Raw genomic sequence first — 25519 nt, 5'->3', positions numbered from 1 at the left:
ATTCAGCCCGTCCGGCGTTTGAGGACGAGCGCGAAGCGCGACACGGGGGTTTGGGGGCGGAGCCCCCAAGGACGGGACGGGTAGGGGCGGAGGGGGCGAAAACCCCTCTGCGGCACCCCGGGGCGGGCCCCGCTAAAGTTCCCCCATGCGCGATCTTGGGGTGGGCTTCGGCTACTTGGTGCGGGGCCAGCGGTGGGTGGCCCGGCACGGGAAGCAGTACGGATTCGGCCTGCTGCCGGGACTGATCACGCTCGTGCTGTACGCGGCAGCACTCATCGCCCTGGCGACATACGGCGAGGACTTCATCACCTGGACCACCCCTTTCGCGGATGACTGGACCAGCCCCTGGCAGGGTCTCTTCCGCGGCTTCCTCACCGCCGTACTCTTCGCCCTCGCCCTCCTCCTCGCCGTCCTCACCTTCACCGCCGTCACCCTCCTCATAGGCCAGCCCTTCTACGAGAACCTCTCGGAGAAGGTGGACCGAGACGTCTCCCCGGACGGCACGGCCCCCGAGTCCGGCCTCCCGCTCTGGCGGGAACTGTGGATCTCCGCACGAGACAGCCTCCGCATCGTCGTACGGGCCGCCGTCTGGGGCGTACTCCTCTTCGCCCTCGGCTTCGTCCCGTTCATCGGCCAGACGGCCGTCCCGGTGATCGGCTTCTTCGTCACCGGCTTCTTCCTCACGGAGGAACTCGTCGCCGTCGCCCTCCAGCGCCGCCGCGTCGACCTCCGTGAACGCCTCACCCTGCTCCGCTCCCGCAAAACGCTGGTCTGGGGCTTCGGCACGCCCCTGGGCCTGGCCTTCCTGGTCCCGTTCGTCGCGGTGTTCCTGATGCCGGGAGCCGTCGCGGGCGCCACCCTCATGGCCCGCGACCTCCTGGGCGAGGAGATCACCGAAGGCGCCACCGACCCCGACGCGGCCGCTCCTGACGAGGAGGACGCCACCCCGTGACCGAGATACTCGCCGTCGCCGTCATCACCGTCCTGGCCGTCATCGCCCCCGGCGCCGACTTCGCCATGGTCGTCCGCAACAGCTATCTCTACGGCCGCCGCACCGGCCTGTTCGCCGCGACCGGTGTCGCCGCCGGCGTCCTCGTGCACGTGACGTACACGATGCTCGGCGTGGGGCTGCTGATCGCCTCCTCGACCGCCCTGTTCACCGTGATCAAGCTGATCGGTGCCGCGTACCTCGTCTACATCGGCGTACGCACCTTCCGTGCGCGCGGCGAGGTGGAGGTCGATCTGGAGAACAAGACGGAGCTGACGCCGTTCGCCGCTCTGCGCACCGGCTTCCTCACCAATGTCCTGAACCCGAAGACGACCCTCTTCGTCGTCTCGACCTTCGCCCAGGTGGTCAGCCCCGGCACCCCGGTCTACCGGCAGGTGGGCTACGGGCTGTTCATGTCCCTCGCCCACCTGCTGTGGTTCGGCGTCGTCGCCGTCTTCTTCTCGCACGACCGGATGCGGACACTGATGCTGCGCGGCCAGAAGGTCCTGAACAAGGTCATCGGCTCCGTTCTGGCCGGCCTCGGCATCACCCTCGCGTTCGCACCGTCGCACTAGCGGGGGCAGTGGCATCCGCGGCGACCGTCAGGATCGCCCGCACCTGCGCGATGATGTCCAGCCGGTTCTGCAGGAACTCGGGGTCGGTGACCGTCCCGGTCGCCGGGTCCGTGTTGCCCGCGCCGAACTCCAGCACAGGCGTGTGCACATGCCCGCCGGGAAGACTGCCGTGCAGGCCGAGCCGGTCGCGCAGGAGCGTCGCGCGGTAGGCGATCTCGTTGGAGAGGTAGTTGCCGCCGCCCCCGGCCCGGGCCGTCGAACCGGGGGTCGGCCCGTCGGCGCGTACGACCGGATCGGTCCCGCCCGCCGGGATCTCGGTCACCGACGTGTTGTCGTACACGGGGAAGCGGCCGGTGTTCGCCGCGACGATCGCCTGGTACGGGAGGGTCGTCGACGTCCACTGCGGCTGCGAGGCCGGATCGCTGACCGGGACGGGCCCGGTGACGGAGAGGTTCAGGTTGTCCGGATAGCCACCCCGCCAGGCCCCGTTGGTCCGCTCCACGTCGAAGCGGCCCACACGGCCCTGGCTGATCGTCGTGAAGAGGTCCACGTGCGGGAGGTACGGCCGCAGCGTCCGCTCCACCGTGCCGTCGGCGAAGTCCTGCCAGCGGACCGGGAACACGGCGGTCTCGACGCGCGCCGGACCGTCCGCGGTCTGGATCGTCGTCCCGTCGAGCGCGAGGGCGGTGGCACCGGAGGGATTGGAGATCCGGACGTCACGGTCCAGCGTGAACGGATCGAACCCGGTGACCAGGATCCGCTTCACGCCCTGGCCGTGCGGATAGCGGATCGCGTTCTCGCCTCGCGAGTTGCGCTCCAAGTCATCCAGCAGATGGGCCCGCTGGGCATCTGTCAGCCCGAAGTCCGGCTCCCACTGCCGAACTTCGCGCGTCATGCCCAGCCGCGCCCAGTACAGCGGCCGGTCGTCGTCCCGGCTCAGATCCCCGCCCGCCGGACCCCGTCCCTGCGCCCGGTCCACCGCCCGCCGCCACAGCCGAGCCCCCTGCTGTACGACGACGCGCTCGGCCCGCGCGTACGATCCCGCCCCGTCCAGCGCCCGCGCGAACTCCGGTGTCACGGAGTCGAATCCGGACCGCCGCAGAATCTCCTGGGGTGCCGCCTTGTCAAGCCGCTGCTCCTCCACGGTGGAGGAGGTGTCGGCGGCCGAAGCGCTGGGCGGAGCCGCGAGCCCGGCCAGCAGGAACAGTCCGAGTACGCCGATCCGGACACGTATGTGAGTCAAGGGAGTTGGGCCTTCCGTGGCCGTGGGGTGCTGCGGACGGCGGCAGTATCCCGTGACTGGTGGGGCGTACGCCATGGTGGGTGACGCCTGACGCTCAGGTGGGGATCCGCGCCGCCGACTCCCGCAGTGCGGCCAGGAACGCCCACGCCGCCGGTGCCGGGGCTCGACGCATACGGCGCCGTACGCCGGGAGTTCCTCACCGGGACCGCGCCGACCAGCATGACCTTCGAGGTCTCGCGGCTGTTCAAGCCGGACGCCCTCATCGAGATCGAGGTCGTGGCCGCCGTCAGTCCTCGCCCAGCAGCGTGAGGAAGTCCCGGAACGCCGCCGGCATGTCCACCGACTCCGGGTCCAGCAGCCACTGGTACTGGAGTCCGTCCATCACCGCCACGAGCAGCGGAGCGGCGCGCTCGGGGGTGAGGCCGCTCGGCAGCCGCTCCCCGTACTCGGCGCGCAGCACCCGCGCCATGTTCGCGCGCACGGCGACATAGCGCCGGGTGAAGAAGTCGCGCGCCGGGTGCCCCTCCGTGACGCTCTCGCCGAGCAGCGCCGAGAAGGTCTGGATGATGCCGGGCCGCATGGCGTTGTACTCGACGAGCGAGGCGAGCAGATCGGCCCGCCACTGGGTGTCCGGGACCGCGTCCCACTGGTCCCGCTCCTTGAGCACGGCGACGAGCAGGGCTTCCTTCGTCGGGAAGTAGTGCAGCAGCCCCTGCTGGGTGAGGCCGACGCGCTCGGCGACCGCGGCGAGGCTCGCGCCCCGGTAGCCGCGCTCGGCGATCACCTCCAGGGTCGCGCGCACGATCTCCGCGCGCCGCGCCTCGCTCCTGGTCCTGGTCGTCATGGCGTCACCGTACGGCATCCGATCAGGTTGAATATAACGACAAGATTACGAAACCTACCGCTCTACAGGTAGCAGGTGCAGGATGGAGGCGTCCAAGGACTTCGACGAGGAGGTGCCGCCGTGGCGGAAACAGTGGAGAGCCGGGCCGGGAACACGGCCGGGAGCAGGCGTCGGGACGCGGCCGACCGGGCCCGCGAGGCGGCCGTGGAAGCGGCCCTCGGCAAGCTCGACCTGGACGCGAAGGCCCGGCTGCTGTCCGGGCAGGGCATGTGGTCACTGCCCGCGCTCCCCGAGATCGGGCTGCAATCGCTGGTGATGTCCGACGGCCCGATCGGTGTCCGCGGCGTCCACTGGACCGCCGACGACCCCTCCATCGCCCTCCCGTCCCCCACCGCCCTCGCCGCCACCTGGGACCCGGCCCTGGCCCGTCGCGCCGGTGCCCTGCTCGCCCAGGAGGCCCGCCGCAAGGGCGTCCACGTCCTGCTCGCGCCCACCGTCAACCTGCACCGCTCACCGCTCGGCGGCCGCCACTTCGAGGCGTACAGCGAGGACCCGTACCTGACCGGGCGCATCGGCAGCGGCTATGTGCAGGGCGTGCAGTCGGGCGGCGTCGGCACCACCGTCAAGCACTTCGTCGCCAACGACGCCGAGACCGACCGCTTCACCGTCAACAACATCGTGTCCGAACGCGCCCTGCGCGAGCTCTACTTGGCCCCCTTCGAGGCCATCGTCGAAAACGCCCACCCCTGGGGCATCATGACCGCCTACAACTCGGTCAACGGCACGACGATGACCGAGCACCGCTACCTCGTGAACGAGATCCTGCGCGGAGAATGGGGCTTCGACGGCTTCAACGTCTCCGACTGGATGGCCGCCCGCTCCACCACGGCCGCGATCGAGGGCGGCCTCGACGTCGCGATGCCCGGCCCGCAGACGGTGTACGGCGCACCGCTCGCCGCCGCCGTGCGTGCAGGAGAGGTCGAGGAGGCCACGGTCGACGAGGCCGTGCGCAACGTGCTGCGCCTCGCCGCCCGCGTAGGCATCCTGGAGGGCGCCGAGCCGGTCGTGACCGAGGTGCCGGAGACGGTCGACGGCGAGGCCCTGGCCCGCGAGATCGCCCGCCGCGCCTTCGTCCTCGTACGCAATGAGCGTCAAGCCCTCCCGCTCAAGCCCGGCAGGGTGGCCCTCATCGGCGCCGCCGCCCGCGACGCCCGCGTCCTCGGCGGCGGCTCCGCCACCGTCTTCCCCTCCCGCGTCGTCTCGCCGCTCGACGGCCTCACCGCCGCCCTCCCCGAGGGCAGCCTGACCTACGCCGTCGGCGCCGACCCGACCGAGGAACTCGCCGTCGCCGACAAGGGGTTCGAGCTGCGCGCGGTCTGCCGCGACGAGCGGGGCCAGGTGATCGGCAGCGGCTCGGCCCCCAACGGCCAGATCCAGTGGATGGGCGACGACCTCCCCGACGGCGTCACCCACGACAGGCTCCACACCGTCGAGCTGACCGGCACCTTCACCCCGCGCGACAGCGGCCCGCACTCCTTCGGCGTCAAGGGCCTCGGCGCCTTCACCCTCACCGTCGACGGCACGACGTACTTCGACGACGTCCAGCGCACCGACAAGGACGACCCCTTCGAGGCGTTCTTCGGCGCCCCGGTGCCCCGCGCCCAGGCCGAACTGACCGCGGGTGAACCGGTGGAGGTCTCCCTCACCCACGTCATCGCCCTTCCCGAGGGCATCCCGATGAAGGTCGTCGGCTTCGCGCTCGCGCACCAGGAGCCGCGGCGTGACGCGGACGAGCTGATCGCCGAGGCCGTCGAGGCCGCCCGCGCCGCCGACACCGCCGTCGTCGTGGTCGCCACCACCGACCGCGTGGAGTCCGAGGGCTTCGACCGGAAGGACCTGCGGCTCCCCGGCCGCCAGGACGAGTTGGTGCACGCCGTCGCCGCCGCCAACCCGAACACCGTCGTGGTCGTCAACTCCGGCTCCCCGGTCGAACTGCCGTGGCGCGACGAGGTCGCCGCCGTGTTGCTGAGCTGGTTTCCCGGCCAGGAGGGCGGCGCCGCGCTCGCCGACGTCCTCACCGGCGCGCACGAGCCGGGCGGCCGCCTGCCCACCACGTGGGGTTCCTTCGCGGACGCCCCGGTCACCCAGGTGGCCCCCTCCGACGGCGAACTCCGGTACTCCGAGGGCGTGTTCATCGGCTACCGGTCCTGGGAAAGGGCGGGTCGCGCCCCCTCGTACGCCTTCGGGCACGGACTCGGCTACACCGACTGGACGTACGAGGCGATCGAGGTCGACGGTAGGACCGCCACGGTCCGTCTCCGCAACTCCGGTGCGCGCGCGGGGCGCGAGGTCGTCCAGGTCTACCTGGCGCCGGTGGAGGCCGACCCGGAGCGGCCCGTCCGATGGCTCGCCGCCTTCGCGGGCGTCGAGGCGGCACCGGGCGAGAGCGTCGAGGCCGTCGTCGAACTCCCGCGCCGCGCTTTCGAGGTCTGGGACGAGAGCTCCGGCTCGTGGGTGTTTGTGAAGGGTTCGTACGAGGTTCAGGCGGGCCGCTCGATCACCGACCGCCGGGTCGCCGCGGCGATTAACGTCTGACCCGGGACAAGCTCCCCACCGAGCAGCCCCGGTCCGGAACCTGACCTCCGGACCGGGGCTCGTACCTTCTCAGCGGGCTGTGGCAGACTCGCGGGCCGACGCACGCCTGTTCGGGGGAGAAGCGCATGTACCCAGGTCAGCAACAAGGTCCGTACCCGCCGCAGCAGCCGTACCCGCCGCAGCAGGGCTACCCGCAGCAGCCGTACCCGCCGCAGCAGGGCTACCCGCAGCAGCCGTACCCGCCCCAGCAGCAGTACCCCCAGCAGCAGTACCCGCCCCAGCAGCAGTACCCGCCCCAGCAGCCGTACCAGCCCTACCCTCCGGTGCCCCAGCAGCCGATGGCCCCCCAGCAGAGCCTGGGTGAGGCCCAGATGAGGCTGGACCCGAATCTGAGCGCGGGTCAGCGCGAGCTGGTGGTGCGGATCCAGAAGACCACCAAGGTGTACGCGTACGGCTTCGTGCTGGGCATCCCGCTGACCTTCGGCGGCGCCCACTACGGCATCACCGAGAAGCCGATCGGCTTCGCGGGCACCGGACTCGGCATCGTCGGCCTGGTCGTCGGCGTCCTCGCGCTGCTGCGGGCCAAGGGCCTCAAGGAGCAGCTGCGCCGGCTCACCCCGGACGCCTGGCGCTCCCCGGCCGCGCATCTGCCGAGCGCCCGCAAGGCGGCCACACAGGCCGCGTACGTCAACGGCGTACTCGTCCTGCTGTCCCTGGGCGCCGCCGGCTATCTGCTCGTCAAGGGCGCCGACTGGGGCGCGTACGGGAACTCCTTCGGCTTCGGCGGGCTGATGCTCGCCGCGTTCATCCCGCTCGGCATGGGCATCGCCGCCGCGACGACCATCCCGCAACTGCTCCAGGTCGTCCCGGCCGGCGCCAGGGTCGGCCAGAGTCTGTACTCGGTCATCATGGCGCTGGGGGCGCTGATCCTCTTCAACGGGATCAAGGGCTTCGACCCGCTCCCCATCGCCATCGGCGGCACCGTCACCGCTGTCTGCCTGGGCGCCATGTCCGTGCTCGGCAAGGCGACCAAGCGGATGCGCGGCGAGAACGGCTAGGACCTGCCCGGTCGATCACGGTGGAGGAAAGCCGCGGCGCCCTGGGTGGTGCCTGGTGAGCGGGGTGATGGGGGTCGCCCCGCGCGAGCGAAGCCGAGCGTGGGGGAGTGCGGGCCACACCCCGCGTCTGCGCCGTGACCGGCCGGACAGGTCCTAACCGCGCACGCCGAATCCGAACACGGTCTCCGACCTGTACACCCCGCCCGGCCGCAGCTGCGTGCTCGGGAACTCCGGCCGGTTCGGGGAGTCGGGGAAGTGCTGCGTCTCCAGCGCGATGCCGTCGCCGGGAGCGAATGGTTCGCCCAGATGGTCGGCGGTGTAGAGCTGCAGCCCGGGTTCGGTGCTCGCCACGCTCAGCACCCGCCCGGAGGCCGGGTCGTGCAGCTCGGCGATCTCCACGGCGGTCTCGGTGACGCCCTTGTCGAGGACGAAGTTGTGGTCGTACCCGGCGCCGACCTTCCGCGCCTGCCGGAAGTCGAAGCGCGTGCCCTCTACGGACGCGAACTCGCCGGTCGGGATGAGGTCCCCGTCCACCGGCGTCAACCGAGAGGCACAGATACGGAGTTCGTGCCCGCCCGCGTTTCCCGAGCCGCTGCCGCCCAGGTTCCAGTAGGTGTGGTTCGTCAGGTTCAGCACGGTCGGCGCGTCGGTGACCGCCTCGTAGGCGATCCGCAGCGCGCCGTCCTCGTCCAGCGTGTACGTCGCCGAGACCTCCAGGCGGCCCGGGAAGCCCTCCTCGCCGTGCGGGCTGACCCGGCTGAGGCGCACCCCGTCCGCGACCGGCTCCGCGTCCCACACGCGCTTGTCGAAGCCGAACTCGCCGCCGTGCAGGGAGTTGGGCGCGTTGTTCTGCGCGAGGTGGTACGTCAGGCCGTCGAGCGGGAAACGGCCGCCCGCGATCCGGTTCGCGTACCGCCCGACCAGTGCCCCGAAGTACGGCTCCGGATGCGCCAGATAGCCCGCCAGGTCCCCGAAGCCCAGCACCACGTCCACGGCCCGCCCGTCCCTGTCCGGAACCTCGGCCGACTGCACGATCCCGCCGTACGTGAGCACACGCACCCGCACCCCGGCCCGCTCGAGCGTCCACCGGTGGACGGGGGTGCCGTCGGAAAGTGTGCCGAAAAGTTCGCTCATGAGGGAAACCCTAGGTCACGGGGTTGCGCGCGGTGATGGTGCGGTACGCGATCTCCGCGATCCGGGCCTGCCCGTCCTTGCTCGGGTGGAACCAGTCCCAGTGGCTCAACTGGTCCGTGCCGAAGCGGTACTCGAAGACCGCGTTCCCGTCGAAGCGGCAGCGCCGGTCCTTGGCGCACACCTCCCGAAGAACCGTGTTGTACTCCTCCACCCGGTCCTGCACCCTGGCACGCCGCAGGATCGCCGCCGAGTCCAGGGCGTCCGCGTCGCCCAGCATCGAGGGGCAGATGCCCAGCTTCCACACCTGCTTGCCCAGCGGATTGCCGCGGCCCTGGGACCACAGCCGCTTCAGGTCCGGCACGCTCGACACATACACCTGCGTCTTGGGCAGGGAAGCGCGCAGCGTGTCCATCGCGTCCTCGAACTCGGCGCGGAAGTCCGCCACCGACGTCATCGCCGAGGCCGACGAGCGGCAGGCGTCGTTGGCGCCCGCCATCACCGTCACCAGCTCCGGCTTCTTGGCCGCCGCCAGCGCCATCTGGCCGGGCACGTCCGCCATCCGCGCACCCGTCACCGCGTAGTTCCAACTGCGCTCGGCCGCCCCCGCCTTCCCGAGCAGCCGTACGGCCAGACTCCTGACCTGCGGATCGCTGCCGGTCGCCCAGGACACCTCGGGGCAGTCCGACAGCACGGTGCACGCGTCGAACCCGCGGGTGATGGAGTCGCCGACGGCGGCCATCGACTTCGGACTGCGGTTCCAGGTGGGCGGCTTCGGGGACGGCTGCGCCTTCGCCGTGGCGTCTTTGGGTGCCGGGGAGTTGTCACCGGAGGCGTCGCACCCCGCGACGCCCAGAAGAGCCGCCACCGCGATGGCGAGGACGGCCCGTGAACGGCGACTGCGGTTCCGCATCCCCTGGTCCCCTCGTTCGTTGTGCAGGGTTAGTCAGCACCTTCGGACACGGCTGGTCGCCACCTCCTCGGACACGGTCGGTCAGCACCGCGTCCCCTTGGGTGAAACCTCAATGTTTCTGGGCGCTGGGACCGACGGTACGTCACACTCCTTGCGCCGCCGCACGATAGCCTCGCCCCGTGGCCGCCCTGCCACTGCCGTTCCGCTAAGTTACAAGATGTCTCGCTCTGTCCGGAGGCCCCAGTGACGACACGTGGAGTTCTCTACGTGCACTCCGCGCCCCGTGCGCTGTGCCCGCACGTCGAATGGGCGGTCGCGGGGGTGCTCGGCACGCGCGTCAACCTCGACTGGATCCGGCAGCCCGCCGCGCCCGGCACCTGGAGATCCGAATTCTCCTGGAAGGGCGAGGTCGGCACCGCCTCCAAGCTCGCCTCCGCGCTGCGCGGCTGGCATCTGCTGCGCTTCGAGGTCACCGCCGAGCCGTGCCCCACGGCCGAGGGCGAGCGCTACAGCTGCACTCCCGAGCTGGGCATCTTCCACGCGGTCACCGGAATCCACGGCGACATCCTGATCCCCGAGGACCGGCTGCGCGCCGCCCTCCTGCGCTCCCAGCGCGGCGAAACCGACCTGGAGGCCGACCTCGCCAAACTCCTCGGCAAGCCCTGGGACGACGAACTGGAGCCCTTCAGGTACGCGGGCGAGGGCGCGCCGGTGCGCTGGCTGCACCAGGTGGTCTGAGGAGCCGCCATCACGCATGAAGGGCCCCCACCGGATGGTGGGGGCCCTTCATCACGTATGACCGGAGCTAGACCGAGCGGAAGGCCAGCACCACGTTGTGCCCGCCGAACCCGAACGAGTCGTTCAGCGCGGCGATCCGGCCCTCGACGGGCAGCTTGCGCGCCTCGCCGCGGACGACGTCGGCGGCGGCCTCGGCCTCGGGGTCGAGGTTCTCGACGTTGATGGTCGGCGGGGCGAGGCGGTGGTACAGGGCGAGGACGGTCGCGACCGACTCGACACCGCCCGCGCCGCCGAGCAGATGACCGGTCATCGACTTGGTCGCCGAGACCGCGAAGTGGTCCGCGTCGTCGCCGAACACCTTGCGCAGCGCCTTCAGCTCGGCCACGTCACCGGCCGGCGTCGAGGTGGCGTGCGCGTTGACGTGCACGATCTCGGCCGGGTTCAGGTCGGTGTTGTCGAGCAGGTTCTGCAGGGCGTGCGAGATGCCGCGGCCCTCCGGCTCCGGCTGCACGATGTCATGGGCGTCGGCCGAGATGCCCTGGCCGACCGCCTCCGCGTAGACACGGGCGCCGCGCGCGGCGGCGTGCTCGGCGGACTCCAGGACGAGGACACCCGCGCCCTCGCCGAGGACGAAGCCGTCACGGGCGACGTCATAGGGGCGCGAGGCACCCTGCGGGTCGTCGTTGTTCTTGGACATCGCCATCATGTTGCCGAACGCGGCGATGGGCAGCGGGTGGATGGCCGCCTCGGTGCCACCGGCGACGACGACGTCGGCGCGGCCCGTGCGGATCATCTCTATGGCGTAGCCGATGGCCTCGGCGCCCGAAGCACAGGCGGAGACCGGGGTGTGCACACCGGCGCGGGCGCCGACGAGCAGACCCACGTTGGCCGACGGGCCGTTCGGCATCAGCATCGGGACGGTGTGCGGGGAGACGCGGCGTACGCCCTTCTCCTTCAGCACGTCGTACTGGTCGAGCAGGGTCGTCACACCGCCGATGCCGGAGGCGATGACGGCGCCGAGCCGGTCGGGGTCGACCTTGGCGTCCTCGCCCGCCTTCTCGGTGAAACCTGCGTCCGCCCAGGCCTCCTTGGCCGCGATCAGCGCGAACTGCGCCGAGCGGTCGAGACGGCGGGCCTGCGGGCGGGGAATGACCTCGCCCGGCTCCACGGCGATCTGTGCCGCGATGCGGACCGCCTGATCGGCGGCCCACTCCTGCTCGAGGGGACCGACACCGGACTTACCGGCGATCAGACCCTCCCAGGTAGAGGCTGCGTCGCCACCCAGCGGTGTGGTTGCGCCGATACCGGTGACGACCACGGTGCGATTGGTCGGGCTCACGGGAATTCTTTCTCCAACGGATACGAGGATTCAGCGGCGCCACCGCCGGGTGGCGGGGCATGCGGCCCCGCCTAAGCAGGGCGTTCAGCCCAGGTGATCGGAAGATCAGGCCTGGTGCTTGAGGATGTAGTCGGTCGCGTCACCGACGGTCTTGAGGTTCTTGACGTCGTCGTCCGGGATCTTGACGTCGAAGCGCTCTTCGGCGGCGACGACGACCTCGACCATGGACAGCGAGTCGACGTCCAGGTCGTCGGTGAAGGACTTGTCCAGCTGGACGTCCTCGGTGGGGATCCCGGCGATCTCGTTCACGATCTCGGCGAGACCTTCGACGATCTCTTCCTGAGTGGCGGCCATGTCAGGCGCTCCTTCGGTGTGTATCCAGAGGGTGTGGCGGTACTCCGGCCGGAGATGATCCGGACAGTGTGCCTAGGGGAGGGTAACGACCGTGGCGGCGTACACGAGACCCGCCCCGAATCCGATGACGAGCGCGGTGTCGCCGCTCTTCGCCTCTCCGGTCGCCAAAAGCCGCTCCATAGCGAGCGGAATCGAGGCGGCCGAGGTGTTGCCGGTGGTACGTACGTCACGGGCGACCGTGACGTGCGCCGGCAGTTTCAGCGTCTTCACCATCGAGTCGATGATCCGCTCGTTGGCCTGGTGGGGAATGAAGACATCCAGGTCGTCCGGGGTGATTCCGGCCGCGTCCAGCGCCTGCTGAGCGACCTTCGCCATCTCGAACACGGCCCAGCGGAACACCGCCTGGCCCTCCTGCGTGATCGCAGGGAACTTGATCTCGCCCTTGGAGTCGAGCGGGAGCTCGGACACGTCGCCGATACGGAATCGGTCCCACGGCACGGTCTGCTTGATCGTCCCGGACTTGTCGCCCTCGCTGCCCCACACGGTCGGGCCGATGTGCGGCTCGTCCGAGGGGCCCACGACGACCGCGCCCGCGCCGTCGCCGAACAGGAAGGCCGTGGCACGGTCCTCCAGGTCGGTGAGGTCGGACAGCCGCTCCACGCCGATGACAAGGACGTACTCCGCCGAACCCTCGACGATCATGCCCTTGGCGAGGGTCAGGCCGTAGCCGAAGCCCGCGCAGCCGGCCGAGATGTCGAAGGCCGCGGCCTTGTTGGTGCCGAGCTTGTCGGCGATCTCGGTGGCGACGGCCGGGGTCTGGCTGAAGTGCGACACGGTGGAGACCACCACGGCGCCGATCTGGTCGGCGTTGATCCCGGCGTCGGCGATGGCCTTGCCGGACGCCTCGATCGACATCGCGGCGACGGTCTCCTCGTCGGAGGCCCAGTGCCGGGTCTCGATGCCGGAGCGCGAGCGGATCCACTCGTCGGAGGAGTCGATCGTCTCCAGGATCACCTCGTTGGGCACCACCCGGACGGGGCGGTAACCGCCGACGCCGAGGATGCGTGCGAAGGGAGCGCCCTTGGGTGCCTTGATCTTCGACATGCTCTGGGGCTCCTTACGCCACACCGTGCTCGGCGATGAGCTCGCGAGCGGCGTCGAGGTCGTCGGGGGTCTTCAGCGCCAGCGTCTGGACGCCGGGCAGCGCGCGCTTGGCGAGACCGGTCAGGGTGCCGCCGGGGCACACCTCGACCAGCGCCGTCACGCCGAGTTGTTTGAAGGTCTCCATGCACAGGTCCCAGCGGACCGGGTTGGCGACCTGGCCGACCAGCCGTGACACGACCTCGTCACCGGTGGCGACGGCCCGGCCGTCCTTGTTCGAGACGTACGTGACCTTCGGGTCGCCGGGCTTCAGGTTCTCGGCGGCCTTCGCCAGCGCCTCGACGGCGGGAGCCATGTGGCGGGTGTGGAAGGCGCCGGCGACCTTGAGAGCCACCACACGGCGTACACCCTCGGGCTTGTCCGCCTCCAGGGCCGCCAGCTCCTCCAGCGTGCCGGCGGCCACGATCTGGCCCGCGCCGTTCACGTTCGCCGGGGTCAGGCCGAGCTTCTCCAGGTGCGGCACCGTCGTCTCGGGGTCCCCGCCAAGGAGCGCCGACATACCGGTCTGAGTGATGGCGGCGGCCTCGGCCATCGCCAGGCCCCGCTTGCGTACGAGGGTCAGCGCTTCGGTGTCGTCGAGCACTCCCGCGAACGCGGCGGCCGTGATCTCGCCGACGCTGTGGCCCGCGACGGCACCCGGGGCGATGTCACCCAGTGCCGAAGCGGACAGGAGTCCGGCGGCGACGAGGAGCGGCTGTGCGACAGCCGTGTCCCGGATCGCGTCGGCGTCGGCCTGTGTGCCGTAGTGGGCAAGGTCGAGCCCGATGGCGTCCGACCACACGGCGAGGCGGTCGGCGGCGCCGGGGAGGTCGAGCCAAGGAGTCAGGAAGCCGGGCGTCTGAGCGCCCTGGCCGGGAGCGACGAGTACGAGCACTCTCACACTCTCTCTTGTGGACGGCCACGGCCGCCCGTGGGGACAGGGACGAAGAACACGAGGGGGAATTGTAGGTCCCCGACAAACGGCTAACTTTGCGGATCTCCATCGGCCAGACGCCCCAGGATGAGGGCGATCCGCAGCGTGAAGGCGGAGCGTACATCCGAAGGCGACCAGCCGGTGACGTCAGTCACACGTCGGAGCCGGTAGCGCACGGTGTTGGGATGGACGAAGAGCATCCGGGCGGCGCCTTCGAGGCTGCTCGCCTGTTCCAGATAGACACTGAGTGTCTCCAGGAGCGCGGAGCCGGCCTCCTCCAGCGGTCTGTAGATCTCCTCCACCAGCTGCTCGCGGGCCGACGGATCACCGGCGATCGCCCGCTCCGGCAGCAGATCGTCCGCCAGCACCGGCCGCGGGGCGTCCTGCCAGGCGAAACACGCCTTCAGCCCGGCGGCGGCGGCCTGCGCGGACCGAGTCGCGGCGAGCAGATCGGGCACGATCGGTCCGGCGACGACGGCCCCGGCGGCATACGGCCCGATCAGCGACTTGGCGACGGCGAGCGGATTGTCGTTGCCGCCCGCGATGACGACCAGCCGATCCCCGAGCACACCGGTGAGCACCTGAAGCTTGGCGTGCCGAGCGGCGCGCCGAATCGCCTCCACCGTCAGCTCGCTGTCACCGTCGGGTGCCGTACCCAGCACCACGCAGACATGTTCGGGAGAATTCCATCCGAGAGCGGCGGCCCGGGAGACGGCGCCCTCGTCGGCCTCACCGGACAGCACGGCGTTCACCACCAGCGACTCGAGCCGGGCGTCCCAGGCACCGCGTGCCTCCGCCGCCTGCGCGTACACCTGGGCGGTGGCGAAGGCGATCTCGCGGGCGTACACGAGAAGAGCCTCGCGCAGTACCGACTCGTCACCGGGAGCCGCCACCTCGTCGATGGCGGACTCCATGACCTCGATCGTCGTGCGCACCATCTCCACTGTCTGCCGCAGGGTGATGGCCCTGGTCAGCTCGCGTGGCGCGGTCCCGAAGACATCGGTGGAGATGGCCTGCGGAGCGTCAGGATGGCGGAACCACTCCGTGAACGCGGCGATGCCGGCCTGAGCGACCAACCCGATCCAGGAACGGTTCTCCGGGGGCATGGCCCGGTACCACGGCAGCGTCTCGTCCATCCGCGCGATGGCCTGGGCGGCGAGACTGCCGGACGACTTCTCCAGCCGCTTCAGGGTCGCCGAGTGCGAGTGGACGTCGCGCGCCGGGCGCTCGGTGTTGCTGGATTCGGGTTCGGGCACGGGACAAGACTGCCTTATCAGGACGGAGGTGTGCGGCGGCGGGTCGCCCTCAAGCACGGGAAGGGCGGCGGGCCGGGGCTACGGTGGTGCCCGTGATGGACGTCCGCCGCGCCGAAGAGCGCTACCGCGGAGGGGACCCGGCGGCCGGGATCTCCTCGCTCCACGCCTTTTCCTTCGGCCCGCACTACGACCCCGACAACCTCCGCTTCGGCTCGGTGATCGCCTGCAACGAGGAACGGCTCGCTCCCGGCGCCGGCTTCGACGAGCACCCGCACAGTCACACCGAGATCGTGACGTGGGTGGTGGAGGGTGAGCTGACCCACCGGGACTCCACCGGGCACGAGTCGGTGATCCGCCCCGGCGACGTGCAGCGGCTCAGCTCCGCGGACGGCGTCCGCCACGTGGAGCGCAACGACGGCCCGGCCCCGCTGGTCTTCGTCCAGATGTGGCTGGCCCCGCTGTCGCCGGGCGGCGACCCCGCCTACGAGATCGTCCACGGCATCGCGGATTCCACGCCCTACGCGGTGCCGGAGGCGGGCGCGATGCTCCACGTACGGCGCCTGACATCGGGCGAGCGGACCGCGATCCCGGACGCGCCGTTCGTGTACGCCCACGTGGTGCGGGGCGAAGTCCGCCTGGACGGCGAGGAACTGGCCGCGGGGGACGCGGCCCGCATCACCGACGCGAAGGACTTGGAGGCGGTGGCGGGCGCCCCGGCGGAGCTGCTGCTCTGGGAGATGGCGGCGAGCTGAAGGCGGCTTCAGCCCGTCCGGCGTTTGAGGGCGAGCGCGAAGCGCGATACGGGGGTCCCAGGTACGGGACGGGTAGCGGCCGGAGGGGGCGAAACCCCATAGGGCTCAGCCACGCAGCTCGGCGAGCACCGCGTCCGTGAACGGGGTCCACGCCTCGACGGCCCAGGGCCCGAACGCCCGATCGGTGAGGGCGACGCAGGCCACCCCCGCCACGGGGTCGATCCACACAAACGTACCCGACTGCCCGAAGTGGCCGAAGGTACGTGGAGAGGAGGAATCGCCCGTCCAGTGCGGAGACTTGGAGTCGCGGATCTCGAACCCGAGCCCCCAGTCGTTGGGGTTCTGGTGCCCGTACCCCGGCAGGACACCCTTGGTGCCGGGGTACTGAACCGTCATCGCCTCCGCGACCGTCCGCGGATCGAGCAGCCGCGGCGCCTGCACCTCGGCGGCGAACCGCACAAGATCCTCCACCGTGGACACCCCGTCCTTCGCCGGCGACCCGTCCAGCGAAGTCCCCACCATCCCCAGCGGCACCAGCACCGCCTGCCGCAGATACTCCGCGAACGGGATTTCCGTCGCCTTGGCGATGTGATCCCCGAGCACCTCGAACCCGGCGTTGGAGTACAGCCGCCGCTCCCCGGGCGCGGACGTCACCCGGTGCTCGTCGAAGGCGAGCCCGGAGGTGTGGGCCAGCAGATGCCGGACCGTCGAACCGGGCGGCCCGGCCGGCTCGTCGAGCTCGATCGCACCCTCCTCGTACGCGACGAGCGCGGCATACGCGGCGAGCGGCTTGGTCACCGAGGCGAGCGCGAAACGCTGCTCCACCGGCCCACGGGACCCCAGCACCGTCCCGTCCGCACGGACGACCGCCGCGGCAGCGGTGGAAACGGGCCAGTTCGAGATCAGTGCCAGGCTCTCCAAGGACATGTGTACGAGCCTAAGTGCCTCACAGCTGCAGCCGCATCGAGGGGTCCGGCTTGCGGACGAAGCCGAGGGCGGCGTACAGCGGCTCGGCCTCGGCGGAGGCGTTCAGGCCGACCTGTGCGACACGCCGCTCGCGGAACCAGTCCAGGAGCGTCTCCATGCTCGCGCGGGCGTATCCGCGCCGCCGCGCGTCGGGATCGGTGGCCACGCTGAAGACGTGCCCGACCGAGCCGTGCGGGTTGCCCGCCCGCCCGATCCGGTACTCGATCGTTCCGGCGACCAGCGCCGCGAGCGCGCCCGGCCGGTCCGGGTGGTCGACGACGAAGGCGGCGAAGTCCCCGTCGGGGTCGGCGAGCTTGCCGCGTATGGTCGGCAGCGACTCTGCGTGCCACTCGGTGGACGCACCGACGGCGGCTGCGTTCTTCTCGGGGGCACCCCCCAGACCCCCGAGCGCATCGATCATCACCTGACGCAGACGCAGCACTTCCTCGGCATCTTCGGGCACGGCACGGCGCACGAGACTCATGATCCACACGGTAGCCACCCGGCCTTGGTCGAGTCCTCGGGTTTTCGACGGATTCCGCTTGCTTGGAGTGCACTCCAAGGTTCTAGCGTGGAGGTCATGACGGTGATGGAGACCACGGCCGAGACCGGCACCAGTACCAGGAGCGACACCTGTGCGGCGCCGACCGAGGAACGTCGGCGGCGCCCGGACGGCCAGGACAACTACACGATCAGTGAGGTCGTCGCCTTCACCGGCCTGTCCGCGCACACCCTGCGCTGGTACGAGCGCATCGGGCTGATGCCGCACATCGACCGCTCGCACACCGGCCAGCGCCGCTACAGCAACCGTGACCTGGACTGGCTGGGCCTGGTCGGCAAGCTCCGGCTCACCGGTATGCCGGTCGCCGACATGGTGCGGTACGCGGAACTGGTGCGCGAGGGCGACCACACCTATATCGAGCGCTACGAACTCCTGGAGGCGACCCGCCGGGACGTCAAGGCCCGCATCGCCGAACTCCAGGACACCCTCGCGGTGCTCGACCGAAAGATCAATTTCTATGCGGACGCCGGGCGTGCCCTGGCGTCGGAGAGGTCCCGATGACGGACAGCAGGATCGCCACGGTGGAACTCGGTACCGGAGGCCCCGAAGTCGGCGTGCAAGGACTCGGCTGCATGGGCATGAGCTGGGCCTACGGTCCGACCGACGCGGACGAGGCCCGGGCCACCCTGGAGCGGGCGCTGGAACTCGGCGTCACGCTGTACGACACCGCCGACGCGTACGGCCAGGGGGAGAACGAGGAGTTCCTCTCGCCCTTCTTCAAGGCGCACCGCGACGAACTCGTCATCGCCACGAAGTTCGGGCTCTCGGTGCCGCCGGACGAGCCGCTGAAGCGGGTCATCCGCAATGACGCGCCCTACATCCGCCAGGCCGTCGAGGCGAGCCTGCGGCGGCTGGACGTCGACGTGATCGACCTTTACTACATGCACCGCCGTGACGTGAACGTCCCCATCGAGGAGACCGTCGGCGTGATGGCCGAGCTGGTGCGCGAGGGCAAGGTCAAGCACCTCGGGCTGAGCGAGGTCACCGGCGACGAGCTGCGGGCCGCGCAGGGCGTGCACCGCATCGCGGCCGTGCAGTCCGAGTGGTCGCTGTTCAGCCGCGACATCGAGGCGGGCGTCGTTCCGGCGGCGCGCGAACTGGGCGTGGCGCTGGTGCCGTACTCGCCCCTCGGCCGCGGCTTCCTCACGGGTTCCTTCGCGAACGCCGACGAGGACCTGACGTCGGACGACTTCCGCCGCACCATGCCCCGTTTCACCGGCGACAACGCCGCTGCCAACGCCGCGCTCCTGGAGCCGGTACGCGCCGTGGCCGACGCCCACGAGGCCTCCCTCGGCCAGATCGCCCTGGCCTGGGCCCAGCAGCGTGCCACCGTCCACGGTCTGCCCGTCGTCCCCATCCCGGGCACCACCAAGCGCACCCGCGTGGAGGAGAACACCGCAGCCACCCGCATCCTCCTCACCGAGGAGGAACTCAGCCTCCTCGACCCCATCGCCACCAAGGTCACGGGCGACCGCTATGCGGACATGACGTTCACATCGGCGGGCCGGGAGTAGGACTGTCAGCCCGTCCGGCACCATCCAGCCCGTCCGGCGTTTGAGGACGAGCGCGAAGCGCGAAGGGGGGTCTGGGGGCGCAGCCCCCAGGTACGGGAAGGGTAGGGGCGGAGGGGGCGAATCCAAGCTCTTGAACCCCGCCCCACCTCACAGCTCCGCCAGCAACTCCGCCTTCTTGGTGGCGAATTCCTCATCCGTCACAAGGCCCGCCTGGTGCAACTCCCCAAGGTGCCGGATCCGGTCGGCGATGTCGGCCGGATCCCGCCGGGTCGAGGCGGCCGGAGCCGCAGCCGCAGCCAATGCCCCCGCCCCGGACGCCCGCACCGCCGCCAGCACAGACGCCGCGAACGGCAACGACTCGTGCACCGGCCCATACCCCAGCCCGAACACCACCGCCGCCGGGTCCTGATCGGCCTGCGCGGGAGCCGGCTCACGCCGCAGCAGCCTCAGATGTCCCTCGAACACCTCGGGAGAGCGCCACTCGACCCCGCTCAGGTCGGCGACCGGGAACGTCTGGTCGCCGGCCTTCCACTTCGCGGAGGAGGCGCCCGTCCAAAACCACCGGAAGGACACCGACTTCCCGTCGAACGAGGCCTTCCCGTCGTACGCCTTGAAGTGCAGCGGCCCCTCGGGCGGGCTCACCAGATAGCGCTCGGCGGGTTCGTCGTCCGCGGTGAGCTGTCCGCGCAGTTCGTCCGCGTAGTACTCGGCGAGCGTCTCGCGCTCGGCGGGCAGCACCAGACGGTAGGGGTCGCACCCTTCCTTGAGCTGTCCCGCGGCCGCCTCCATCAGCGGATCGGCGCCGGGCCTCGGCACGGCACGCAGAACGACCGTGCCGCGCTTCCCGGGCGTCAGCGTCACCGCCGCGATCGCCTCCAGGGGGACGCGGCGTTCGCCGAGCGCCTGGAACAGCTTCGGCGTACGAATCCCCCGTTCGAAGCGGATGAGCACGGAGTCGGACTCGAACTCCCAGGCGGCATGAAATCCGGCCAGTACGTCACCCATGCGGGCCATCGTATGCGGCACGCAACCCTCCGTCGCCTCCTCGGGCGGACCGCAGTTTCTCGCTCTCTACGCGCGTCAGGCCGACGCGGCGCCGGACAAACCCGTCCGGCACGCGTCATCGTCGTGCGCGCAGTGCACCGCGCGGTACGCACCCACTCCGATCTCCGCGAAGTTGCGGAGACTCTCCGTACCCGGCTGGAAGTAGCCGGTGTGACCCTTCGCGTCCGCGGCGGACAGGACCCGGGCCCCGAACGCCTTGGACACCGGGTCGGCGCCGTGCCCGAGGCCTCCGACCTCCAGGTACGGCACGTCCTGGATCCAGTCGTCGGAGTCCCGCATGGCCCAGACATGGGCCGTGGTGTGCAGGTTCGACGCCTTCTCGGCCCGCATGCCGGGGCTGCCCGCGACCGCTATGTCGGACACCCGGGAGGGCAGCTGACGAGCGGCGACCCCGCACAGGACGGAGCCGTAGCTGTGGCAGTACAGCGCCACCTCGCCGCTCCCCGGCAGCGCCCGCACCAGCGCGTTCAGCCGGACCGCGCCCTCCTCGGCGCGCATGGCGGTGGCCGCGTCCATGCCGAGTCCGCTGGGTGCCGTGTAGTCGGCCCAGGCGATCACGGCCGTACGCGTGCCCGGATCCGCCGAGCGCTCCGCCGCGTACAGGGAACGCGCCATGCCGACGGGCGCCGAGTACTTCTTGTTGGTGCGCTGGAAGTTGAGCAGGTCGGTGTCGACGCCGGGCACCACGACCGAGATCCGCTCGGCCTTGTCCAGGTCGCCGAAGACCTCGGCGATCCGTCCCGACCCGATGGGGTCGAAGGCGAGGATCTTGCGGCCCTTCTGCAGCAGCGCCTCGTAGCGGTGCATACGGCGGCCCGCGTCCTGCTGGCCGAGGGTGGAGAGCCGGTTGTCGTGCATGCGTTTGCGCTCGACCTCGCGCTGCTTCTCCAGGGCGATGCGGTTCGCCTGGTAGCGCAACGTCACGGGCGCGCCGTTCATGTTGCCGACCGCGAGCGGATAGCGGTGGGCGAGCCGGGCGCGCTGGCCGGCGTCGAGCGTGGCGAAGAAGTGCGCCAGGCGGCTCGGCGCGGAGTCGGGGTCCGGAAGCCGGTGTCCGGCGATGCGGCCGTGCTCCCACGCGGAGCGGGACGCCTGGAGCGGAGCTGCTGCCCGGTGGCTGTTGACCGCGGTCCAGCCACCTGTGGCCAGCATCACGAACACCACGGCGAGCGCGAGCAGTGCGCGCCAGACGTTGAGTTGGGGGGAGGTATCGAAGGAAGTCACTGAGAGGACACACTAGGAGAACGAGAGTGTCTCGCGTTAACCGAGTGAGGCGGATCACGTTTCTGAAGGGGTAATTAGGGCAAAGCGGGTTCAGTTTGAGTTAAAGAGTGACTCTCAGTGCCCGGATTCCTGCGTCGTGTGTGCGAGTTGTGACGCTACGTGCGGGGGGCGACCGTCACTCCGTACGCCACTTCTCGGCCAACGCGGGCCCCACGTGGTCGAGATAGCCGGCGGTCAGTTCGCGGATCGCCTCGACGCTGGCGTCCTGCCCCGCGCCCCACAGTCTGCCTGTCACCCGCATCACCCCGCCGAACACGGCGACCGCGACCCGCGGTCGCGGATCCGTGTCCACGTCGAGGCCCTCTCGCTCGGCGATCACCCGGGCGATCTCCTCCTCCAGCTCGGCGGAGCGGCGCAGATGCGCGGCGAGCAGCGCGGGCGTCGACTCGATCAACTGGAATGTGCGCATGTGGAGTTCGATCGGGACGACGGCGTCGACCGCCTCGCCGATGGTGTCCCAGCCCTCCAGGACGGCCCGGCGCAGCGCCTCCAACGGCGCTTCGTGGAGCGGGCGTTCGCGCACGGCGGCGAGGAAGTGCGACTCCGCGATCCGCTGGCTGAAGAGGGCGACGTCCTCCTTGCCGGCGAAGTACCGGAAGAAGGTGCGCTGCGAGACGTCGACGGCCTCCGCGATCTCGTCGACGGTCGTCCGCTCGTACCCCTTGGTGGTGAACAGTTCGAGGGCCGCCCGCAGCAGCGCGTCCCGGGTGCGCTGCTTCTTGCGCTCGCGCAGCCCCGGGCGCGGCACCGCGTCGGCCGTCCGCGCCAGCTCCATGGACCTTCTCCTTCGAACTGTTTCCGCAGTTCAGCCTATCCGCGAGTGATGTGACAGTTACCGACTTGTGAATTGGTTTGTCAACTGTCAGCGACTGTCACTAGCCTCGAAAGCATGACTAGTCAGACCACCATCGACACGACGGGCTCGGGGGACAAGGCACCAGTCGCCCCGTCGGATCAGGGCCCGGCCAAGGGGCTGCGCGGCCATCCGTGGTTCACCCTCATCACCGTGGCCGTCGGGGTCATGATGGTGGCCCTGGACGGCACCATCGTGGCCATCGCCAACCCCGCCATCCAAAAGGACCTCGGCGCGAGCTTCGCCGACGTCCAGTGGATCACCAACGGCTACTTCCTCGCCCTCGCGGTCACGCTGATCACCGCGGGCAAGCTCGGCGACCGATTCGGGCACCGGCAGACCTTCCTCATAGGTGTGGTCGGCTTCGCCGCCGCCTCGGGAGCCATCGGTCTGTCCGACAGCATCGCCCTCGTCGTCACCTTCCGCGTCTTGCAGGGCCTGTTCGGCGCGCTGCTGATGCCGGCCGCGCTCGGCCTGCTGCGGGCCACCTTCCCGGCCGAGAAGCTGAACATGGCGATCGGCATCTGGGGCATGGTCATCGGCGCGTCCACCGCGGGCGGCCCGATCCTCGGCGGCCTGCTGGTCCAGCACGTCAGCTGGCAGTCGGTGTTCTTCATCAACGTGCCCGTCGGTGTCATCGCGCTGATCCTGGGCCTGCTGATCCTCACCGACCACCGAGCCAAGAACGCGCCGCGCTCCTTCGACATCCTCGGCATCGCGCTGCTCTCCGGCGCCATGTTCTGCCTGGTCTGGGCGCTCATCAAGGCCCCGGCCTGGGGCTGGGGCCATGGCCTGACCTGGACCTTCCTGGGCCTCTCGGCGCTGGGCTTCGCGCTCTTCGCCCTCTGGGAGAAGCGCGTCAAGGAGCCGCTGATCCCGCTGGCGCTGTTCCGCTCCGTGCCGCTGTCGGCGGGCGTGGTTCTCATGGTGTTGATGGCCATCGCCTTCCTGGGCGGCCTGTTCTTCGTCACCTTCTATCTCCAGAACGTGCACGGTATGAGCCCGGTCGACGCGGGTCTGCACCTGCTCCCGCTCACCGGGATGATGATCGTGGGCTCGCCGCTGGCGGGGGCCCTGATCACCAAGACGGGCCCGCGTATCCCGCTGGCGGGTGGCATGGCCCTCACCGCGATCTCCATGTACGGCATGTCCACGCTCGACACGGGTACCGGCAGTCTCGTCATGTCGATCTGGTTCGCCGGTCTCGGCCTCGGTCTCGCGCCGGTCATGGTCGGTGCGACGGAAGTCATCGTGGGCAACGCGCCGATGGAGCTCTCCGGTGTCGCCGGCGGTCTCCAGCAGGCCGCCATGCAGATCGGCGGCAGCCTCGGTACGGCCGTGCTGGGCGCCGTGATGGCCTCCAAGGTCGACGGCGATCTCGCGGGCAACTGGGCCGACGCCAAGCTGCCGCCGCTCACCCCGGCCCAGCTCGACCAGGCCTCCGAGGCGGTGCAGGTCGGTGCCGCGCCGGTCGCCAAGGGCACGCCGGCCGAGATCGCCGCGCGGATCACCGACGTCGCCCACGACACCTTCATCTCCGGTATGAGCCTCGCCTGTCTCGTCGCCGCCGGGGTCGCCGTCGTGGCGGTCTTCGTCGCGCTGCTCACCCGGCGGGGCGAGAACGCGGAGGCCGCGGGGGCGGGCGCCGGCCACATGTGACGAGCCCGCCTTCTTGGCTTTCGCCTATCAGGGTGACTGGGCCAAGGATTCCTCCCGTTCGGTACGCGCCGCAGGTCACAGTGGGTCAAGTCCTCCGTATGGCCTGGAGGGCGACCGGCTTGCGGCGCGCTGCCGGAGGGGGGCAGCGCGCGTGCAGGTCTGAAGGTGAGGAACGGGGGTACCCGGTGCATCGACCCGAACCGACCGAGAGGTCACGGGAGTTCAGGAGTTGATGATGGCGGGCTTCGGACACGGCACGCGCAGGTACCCCCGTTCACGTGGCCGGACGTGGTCACGGAGCGGGCCGGATCGCGCGACCCTGGGCATCATCGGCCTCGTCTGCGCGGTCGCCGGCTTCTTCGCGCTGGGCATCATCCTCGGCCCGGTGGCGATCGCCTGCGGCTGGCTGGCCATGGGCCGCAACTGGACGGGCTCCCGCCCGATCCCGGCCCTGATAGCCCTCGTCCTGGGTGCGATCGACACCCTCTTGGCCATCATCTGGCTGACCGGCACCGCGGGCCCGGGCAACGGCTTGCTCTGACCCGCGGCCGCGACTGGCCGCGGGCCCGGGCAAAACGGCTCGCTCTGACCCGCGGCCCGCAGCCGCGACTGGCGGCGGCACCGCGGGGCCGGGGCGACGGCTTGCTTGGATCCGCAGCCGCGACTGGCGGCGCGCTGCCGCCACGCTCCCGCTGTGGGCAATCGTCCCGCAGGGCGGGACGGGTGGGCACAGCCACCAGCACCGGGCGCCGCCGCAACTGGGGCCCCCGGCACCGGCGCTGAGCTCGGGATAGGTCGCGCAGCCCGGCGCTTACGGGGCGCCGCTGTGGCCACCCGTGCCGCCCCAGGCGGCACGCATGCCCACAGTGGCGTCGCGCAGCCCCCGGCGCTTACGGGGCGCCGCTGTACCCACCCGTGCGGCCCCATACGCATGCCCACAGTGGCAACGGCTGCCGGCCGCCGTCGCCTACGGCGGTTAGCGGGCGGGTTTCTCCGTCGTACTCGGCACCGGGTGCGGCACCCCCTCAGGCGCCCCGCCAGACAACGCCGCGACCTCGGCGCGAAGGGCGTGGACCTCCTCCGTGAGAGCCTCGATCGCGGCGGTCTGGCGGCGTTCCTCCACGTCGTCCTTCTCGAAGCGGGAGATGAACCACGCGGCGATGTTCGCGGTGACCACACCGAGGAGCGCGATCCCGGACAGCATCAGTCCGACCGCGAGCATGCGGCCCATCCCGGTGGTCGGCGCGTGATCCCCGTACCCCACCGTCGTCATCGTCGTGAACGACCACCACACCGCGTCGCCCAGCGTCTTGATGTTCCCGTTGGGCGAGTCCCGTTCGACGGAGAGCACCGCGAGCGAGCCGAACATCAGCAGCCCGATCACCGCGCCCCCGACGTACGTCGTCAGCTGGATCTGCGAGGCCATCCGCGCCCGCCGCCCCACCAGCGTCAGCGTGGCGACGAGCCGCAGCAGCCGCAGCGGCTGCAGGATCGGCAGGATCACGGCGCACAGGTCCAGCCAGTGGGTGCGGACGAATTCCCGCCGCCGCCGGGCCAGTACGAGCCGTACGAGATAGTCGGCGGCGAACGCCCCCCACACCACCCACTCCACCACCGTGCAGGTGACCGTCAGCGAACCGCCGGCACCGCTGTCCACGATCGGCACGGCGTACGCGACGGCGAAGGTCACCGCGAGCGCGAGCAGAGGCCGCTGGGTGTGCAGCTCCCAACGGGCCTGTGCCGATTGTTGCTTCAT

General features: G+C 70.6%; 25 protein-coding genes and 1 pseudogene. 11 read left to right on the top strand and 15 right to left on the bottom strand.

The features are described 5' to 3' along the window. Positions 1–145 precede the first annotated feature (145 nt). Positions 146–952, top strand: a complete 807-nt coding sequence (locus AB0D27_RS32690; protein WP_362515935.1) for an EI24 domain-containing protein — start codon at positions 146–148, stop codon at positions 950–952. After that, complete coding sequence (locus AB0D27_RS32685) at positions 949–1563, top strand: LysE family transporter (protein WP_362515933.1); 615 nt, start codon at positions 949–951, stop codon at positions 1561–1563. Before AB0D27_RS32690 ends, AB0D27_RS32685 begins: the two co-directional genes overlap by 4 nt. Here AB0D27_RS32685 and AB0D27_RS32680 read toward each other — a convergent pair. Continuing rightward, entirely contained in the window at positions 1535–2806 is a 1272-nt protein-coding gene (locus tag AB0D27_RS32680; protein WP_362515931.1) for a pyroglutamyl peptidase, read from the bottom strand. The genes AB0D27_RS32685 and AB0D27_RS32680 overlap by 29 nt on opposite strands. A gap of 162 nt (positions 2807–2968) precedes the next feature. Here AB0D27_RS32680 and AB0D27_RS32675 point away from each other — a divergent pair. After that, positions 2969–3115: pseudogene (locus tag AB0D27_RS32675) on the top strand (RidA family protein); the annotation flags it as partial. On the opposite strand, the gene AB0D27_RS32670 reads toward AB0D27_RS32675, so the two are convergent. Then, positions 3093–3668: a TetR family transcriptional regulator gene (locus AB0D27_RS32670; protein ID WP_362515930.1), complete on the bottom strand. Its 576-nt coding sequence runs from the start codon at positions 3666–3668 to the stop codon at positions 3093–3095. The pseudogene AB0D27_RS32675 and the gene AB0D27_RS32670 sit on opposite strands and share 23 nt — an antisense overlap. A 102-nt stretch (positions 3669–3770) precedes the next feature. Between AB0D27_RS32670 and AB0D27_RS32665 the strand changes: the two genes are divergently transcribed. Next, positions 3771–6245 (top strand): glycoside hydrolase family 3 C-terminal domain-containing protein, encoded by a 2475-nt coding sequence (locus AB0D27_RS32665; RefSeq protein ID WP_362515929.1) that lies wholly within the window; start codon positions 3771–3773, stop codon positions 6243–6245. Positions 6246–6370: 125 nt separating this feature from the next. Next, positions 6371–7303, top strand: coding sequence for a hypothetical protein (locus tag AB0D27_RS32660; RefSeq protein WP_362515927.1), 933 nt, complete (start codon positions 6371–6373; stop codon positions 7301–7303). A 153-nt stretch (positions 7304–7456) separates the two neighbouring features. Here AB0D27_RS32660 and AB0D27_RS32655 read toward each other — a convergent pair whose 3' ends face one another. Further along, entirely contained in the window at positions 7457–8437 is a 981-nt protein-coding gene (locus AB0D27_RS32655; protein WP_362515926.1) for an aldose epimerase family protein, read from the bottom strand. Positions 8438–8447: 10 nt separating this feature from the next. After that, positions 8448–9347, bottom strand: a complete 900-nt coding sequence (locus AB0D27_RS32650) for an SGNH/GDSL hydrolase family protein (RefSeq protein ID WP_362515924.1) — start codon at positions 9345–9347, stop codon at positions 8448–8450. Positions 9348–9590: 243 nt separating this feature from the next. On the opposite strand from AB0D27_RS32650, the gene AB0D27_RS32645 reads away from it, so the two are divergent. Beyond that, complete coding sequence (locus AB0D27_RS32645) at positions 9591–10085, top strand: DUF3145 domain-containing protein (protein WP_328555749.1); 495 nt, start codon at positions 9591–9593, stop codon at positions 10083–10085. A 67-nt stretch (positions 10086–10152) separates the two neighbouring features. Here AB0D27_RS32645 and fabF read toward each other — a convergent pair whose 3' ends face one another. The 5 genes from fabF to fasR all read right to left on the bottom strand — a co-directional run bounded on the left by fabF (position 10153) and on the right by fasR (position 15108). Beyond that, a complete protein-coding gene (fabF, locus tag AB0D27_RS32640; protein WP_362515922.1) occupies positions 10153–11424 on the bottom strand; it encodes a beta-ketoacyl-ACP synthase II in 1272 nt (423 codons plus the stop codon). A gap of 105 nt (positions 11425–11529) precedes the next feature. Further along, on the bottom strand, positions 11530–11778 hold the full coding sequence (locus tag AB0D27_RS32635) for an acyl carrier protein (protein WP_028800941.1): 249 nt from the start codon (positions 11776–11778) through the stop codon (positions 11530–11532). Between the two features lie 72 nt (positions 11779–11850). Beyond that, positions 11851–12882: a ketoacyl-ACP synthase III gene (locus tag AB0D27_RS32630; RefSeq protein ID WP_362515920.1), complete on the bottom strand. Its 1032-nt coding sequence runs from the start codon at positions 12880–12882 to the stop codon at positions 11851–11853. 13 nt (positions 12883–12895) lie between these two features. Further along, positions 12896–13813 carry an ACP S-malonyltransferase gene (locus AB0D27_RS32625; protein ID WP_362515918.1) on the bottom strand — a complete coding sequence of 306 codons (918 nt, stop codon included), beginning with the start codon at positions 13811–13813 and terminating at the stop codon, positions 12896–12898. 89 nt (positions 13814–13902) lie between these two features. Beyond that, positions 13903–15108, bottom strand: coding sequence for a fatty acid biosynthesis transcriptional regulator FasR (fasR, locus tag AB0D27_RS32620; protein WP_362515916.1), 1206 nt, complete (start codon positions 15106–15108; stop codon positions 13903–13905). 95 nt (positions 15109–15203) lie between these two features. Here fasR and AB0D27_RS32615 point away from each other — a divergent pair, with 95 nt between their 5' ends. After that, positions 15204–15860, top strand: a complete 657-nt coding sequence (locus tag AB0D27_RS32615) for a pirin family protein (protein ID WP_362515944.1) — start codon at positions 15204–15206, stop codon at positions 15858–15860. A 105-nt stretch (positions 15861–15965) separates the two neighbouring features. On the opposite strand, the gene AB0D27_RS32610 is transcribed toward AB0D27_RS32615, so the two are convergent. Both AB0D27_RS32610 and AB0D27_RS32605 read right to left on the bottom strand, forming a co-directional pair. After that, positions 15966–16787 (bottom strand): serine hydrolase domain-containing protein, encoded by an 822-nt coding sequence (locus AB0D27_RS32610; protein WP_362515915.1) that lies wholly within the window; start codon positions 16785–16787, stop codon positions 15966–15968. Between the two features lie 19 nt (positions 16788–16806). Beyond that, the gene (locus tag AB0D27_RS32605) at positions 16807–17310 is read right to left on the bottom strand and encodes a GNAT family N-acetyltransferase (protein ID WP_362515913.1); all 504 of its coding nucleotides are present in this window, start codon (positions 17308–17310) and stop codon (positions 16807–16809) included. Between the two features lie 96 nt (positions 17311–17406). On the opposite strand from AB0D27_RS32605, the gene AB0D27_RS32600 reads away from it, so the two are divergent. Continuing rightward, positions 17407–17889, top strand: a complete 483-nt coding sequence (locus AB0D27_RS32600) for a MerR family transcriptional regulator (RefSeq protein WP_362515911.1) — start codon at positions 17407–17409, stop codon at positions 17887–17889. Continuing rightward, positions 17886–18902: an aldo/keto reductase gene (locus tag AB0D27_RS32595; RefSeq protein ID WP_362515909.1), complete on the top strand. Its 1017-nt coding sequence runs from the start codon at positions 17886–17888 to the stop codon at positions 18900–18902. Before AB0D27_RS32600 ends, AB0D27_RS32595 begins: the two co-directional genes overlap by 4 nt. Positions 18903–19049: 147 nt before the next feature. On the opposite strand, the gene AB0D27_RS32590 is transcribed toward AB0D27_RS32595, so the two are convergent. From AB0D27_RS32590 to AB0D27_RS32580, 3 genes are all read right to left on the bottom strand, one after another. Then, positions 19050–19916 (bottom strand): DUF4429 domain-containing protein, encoded by an 867-nt coding sequence (locus AB0D27_RS32590; RefSeq protein ID WP_362515942.1) that lies wholly within the window; start codon positions 19914–19916, stop codon positions 19050–19052. 66 nt (positions 19917–19982) lie between these two features. Next, entirely contained in the window at positions 19983–21191 is a 1209-nt protein-coding gene (locus AB0D27_RS32585; RefSeq protein ID WP_362515907.1) for an alpha/beta hydrolase, read from the bottom strand. Between the two features lie 175 nt (positions 21192–21366). Further along, positions 21367–22026 (bottom strand): TetR family transcriptional regulator, encoded by a 660-nt coding sequence (locus AB0D27_RS32580; RefSeq protein WP_362515905.1) that lies wholly within the window; start codon positions 22024–22026, stop codon positions 21367–21369. A gap of 114 nt (positions 22027–22140) precedes the next feature. On the opposite strand from AB0D27_RS32580, the gene AB0D27_RS32575 reads away from it, so the two are divergent. Next, a complete protein-coding gene (locus tag AB0D27_RS32575; RefSeq protein ID WP_362515903.1) occupies positions 22141–23763 on the top strand; it encodes an MFS transporter in 1623 nt (540 codons plus the stop codon). Positions 23764–23995: 232 nt separating this feature from the next. Then, on the top strand, positions 23996–24304 hold the full coding sequence (locus AB0D27_RS32570; RefSeq protein WP_362515901.1) for a small hydrophobic protein: 309 nt from the start codon (positions 23996–23998) through the stop codon (positions 24302–24304). Positions 24305–24739: 435 nt separating this feature from the next. Here the strand turns inward: AB0D27_RS32570 and AB0D27_RS32565 are convergent, their stop codons facing one another. After that, positions 24740–25519, bottom strand: a complete 780-nt coding sequence (locus tag AB0D27_RS32565; protein WP_362515900.1) for an ion channel — start codon at positions 25517–25519, stop codon at positions 24740–24742.

Source organism: Streptomyces sp. NPDC048415 (genome assembly GCF_040651675.1).
In the GTDB taxonomy this organism is placed as follows: Bacteria; Actinomycetota; Actinomycetes; order Streptomycetales; family Streptomycetaceae; genus Streptomyces.
Note: the sequence above shows the minus strand (reverse complement) of the source record. Positions and strands in the feature narration are given on the sequence as shown.

Bases quoted from the DNA above. Each gene is read 5' to 3' on its own strand.
- AB0D27_RS32610 (WP_362515915.1), bottom strand. From the start codon at position 16,787: ATGTCCTTGGAGAGCCTGGCACTGATCTCGAACTGGCCCGTTTCCACC.
- AB0D27_RS32565 (WP_362515900.1), bottom strand. From the start codon at position 25,519: ATGAAGCAACAATCGGCACAGGCCCGTTGGGAGCTGCACACCCAGCGG.
- AB0D27_RS32575 (WP_362515903.1), top strand. From the start codon at position 22,141: ATGACTAGTCAGACCACCATCGACACGACGGGCTCGGGGGACAAGGCA.
- AB0D27_RS32570 (WP_362515901.1), top strand. From the start codon at position 23,996: ATGATGGCGGGCTTCGGACACGGCACGCGCAGGTACCCCCGTTCACGT.
- AB0D27_RS32690 (WP_362515935.1), top strand. From the start codon at position 146: ATGCGCGATCTTGGGGTGGGCTTCGGCTACTTGGTGCGGGGCCAGCGG.
- AB0D27_RS32600 (WP_362515911.1), top strand. From the start codon at position 17,407: ATGACGGTGATGGAGACCACGGCCGAGACCGGCACCAGTACCAGGAGC.
- AB0D27_RS32595 (WP_362515909.1), top strand. From the start codon at position 17,886: ATGACGGACAGCAGGATCGCCACGGTGGAACTCGGTACCGGAGGCCCC.
- AB0D27_RS32635 (WP_028800941.1), bottom strand. From the start codon at position 11,778: ATGGCCGCCACTCAGGAAGAGATCGTCGAAGGTCTCGCCGAGATCGTG.
- AB0D27_RS32655 (WP_362515926.1), bottom strand. From the start codon at position 8,437: ATGAGCGAACTTTTCGGCACACTTTCCGACGGCACCCCCGTCCACCGG.
- AB0D27_RS32605 (WP_362515913.1), bottom strand. From the start codon at position 17,310: ATGAGTCTCGTGCGCCGTGCCGTGCCCGAAGATGCCGAGGAAGTGCTG.
- AB0D27_RS32660 (WP_362515927.1), top strand. From the start codon at position 6,371: ATGTACCCAGGTCAGCAACAAGGTCCGTACCCGCCGCAGCAGCCGTAC.
- AB0D27_RS32670 (WP_362515930.1), bottom strand. From the start codon at position 3,668: ATGCCGTACGGTGACGCCATGACGACCAGGACCAGGAGCGAGGCGCGG.
- AB0D27_RS32615 (WP_362515944.1), top strand. From the start codon at position 15,204: ATGGACGTCCGCCGCGCCGAAGAGCGCTACCGCGGAGGGGACCCGGCG.
- AB0D27_RS32650 (WP_362515924.1), bottom strand. From the start codon at position 9,347: ATGCGGAACCGCAGTCGCCGTTCACGGGCCGTCCTCGCCATCGCGGTG.
- AB0D27_RS32580 (WP_362515905.1), bottom strand. From the start codon at position 22,026: ATGGAGCTGGCGCGGACGGCCGACGCGGTGCCGCGCCCGGGGCTGCGC.
- AB0D27_RS32590 (WP_362515942.1), bottom strand. From the start codon at position 19,916: ATGGCCCGCATGGGTGACGTACTGGCCGGATTTCATGCCGCCTGGGAG.
- AB0D27_RS32630 (WP_362515920.1), bottom strand. From the start codon at position 12,882: ATGTCGAAGATCAAGGCACCCAAGGGCGCTCCCTTCGCACGCATCCTC.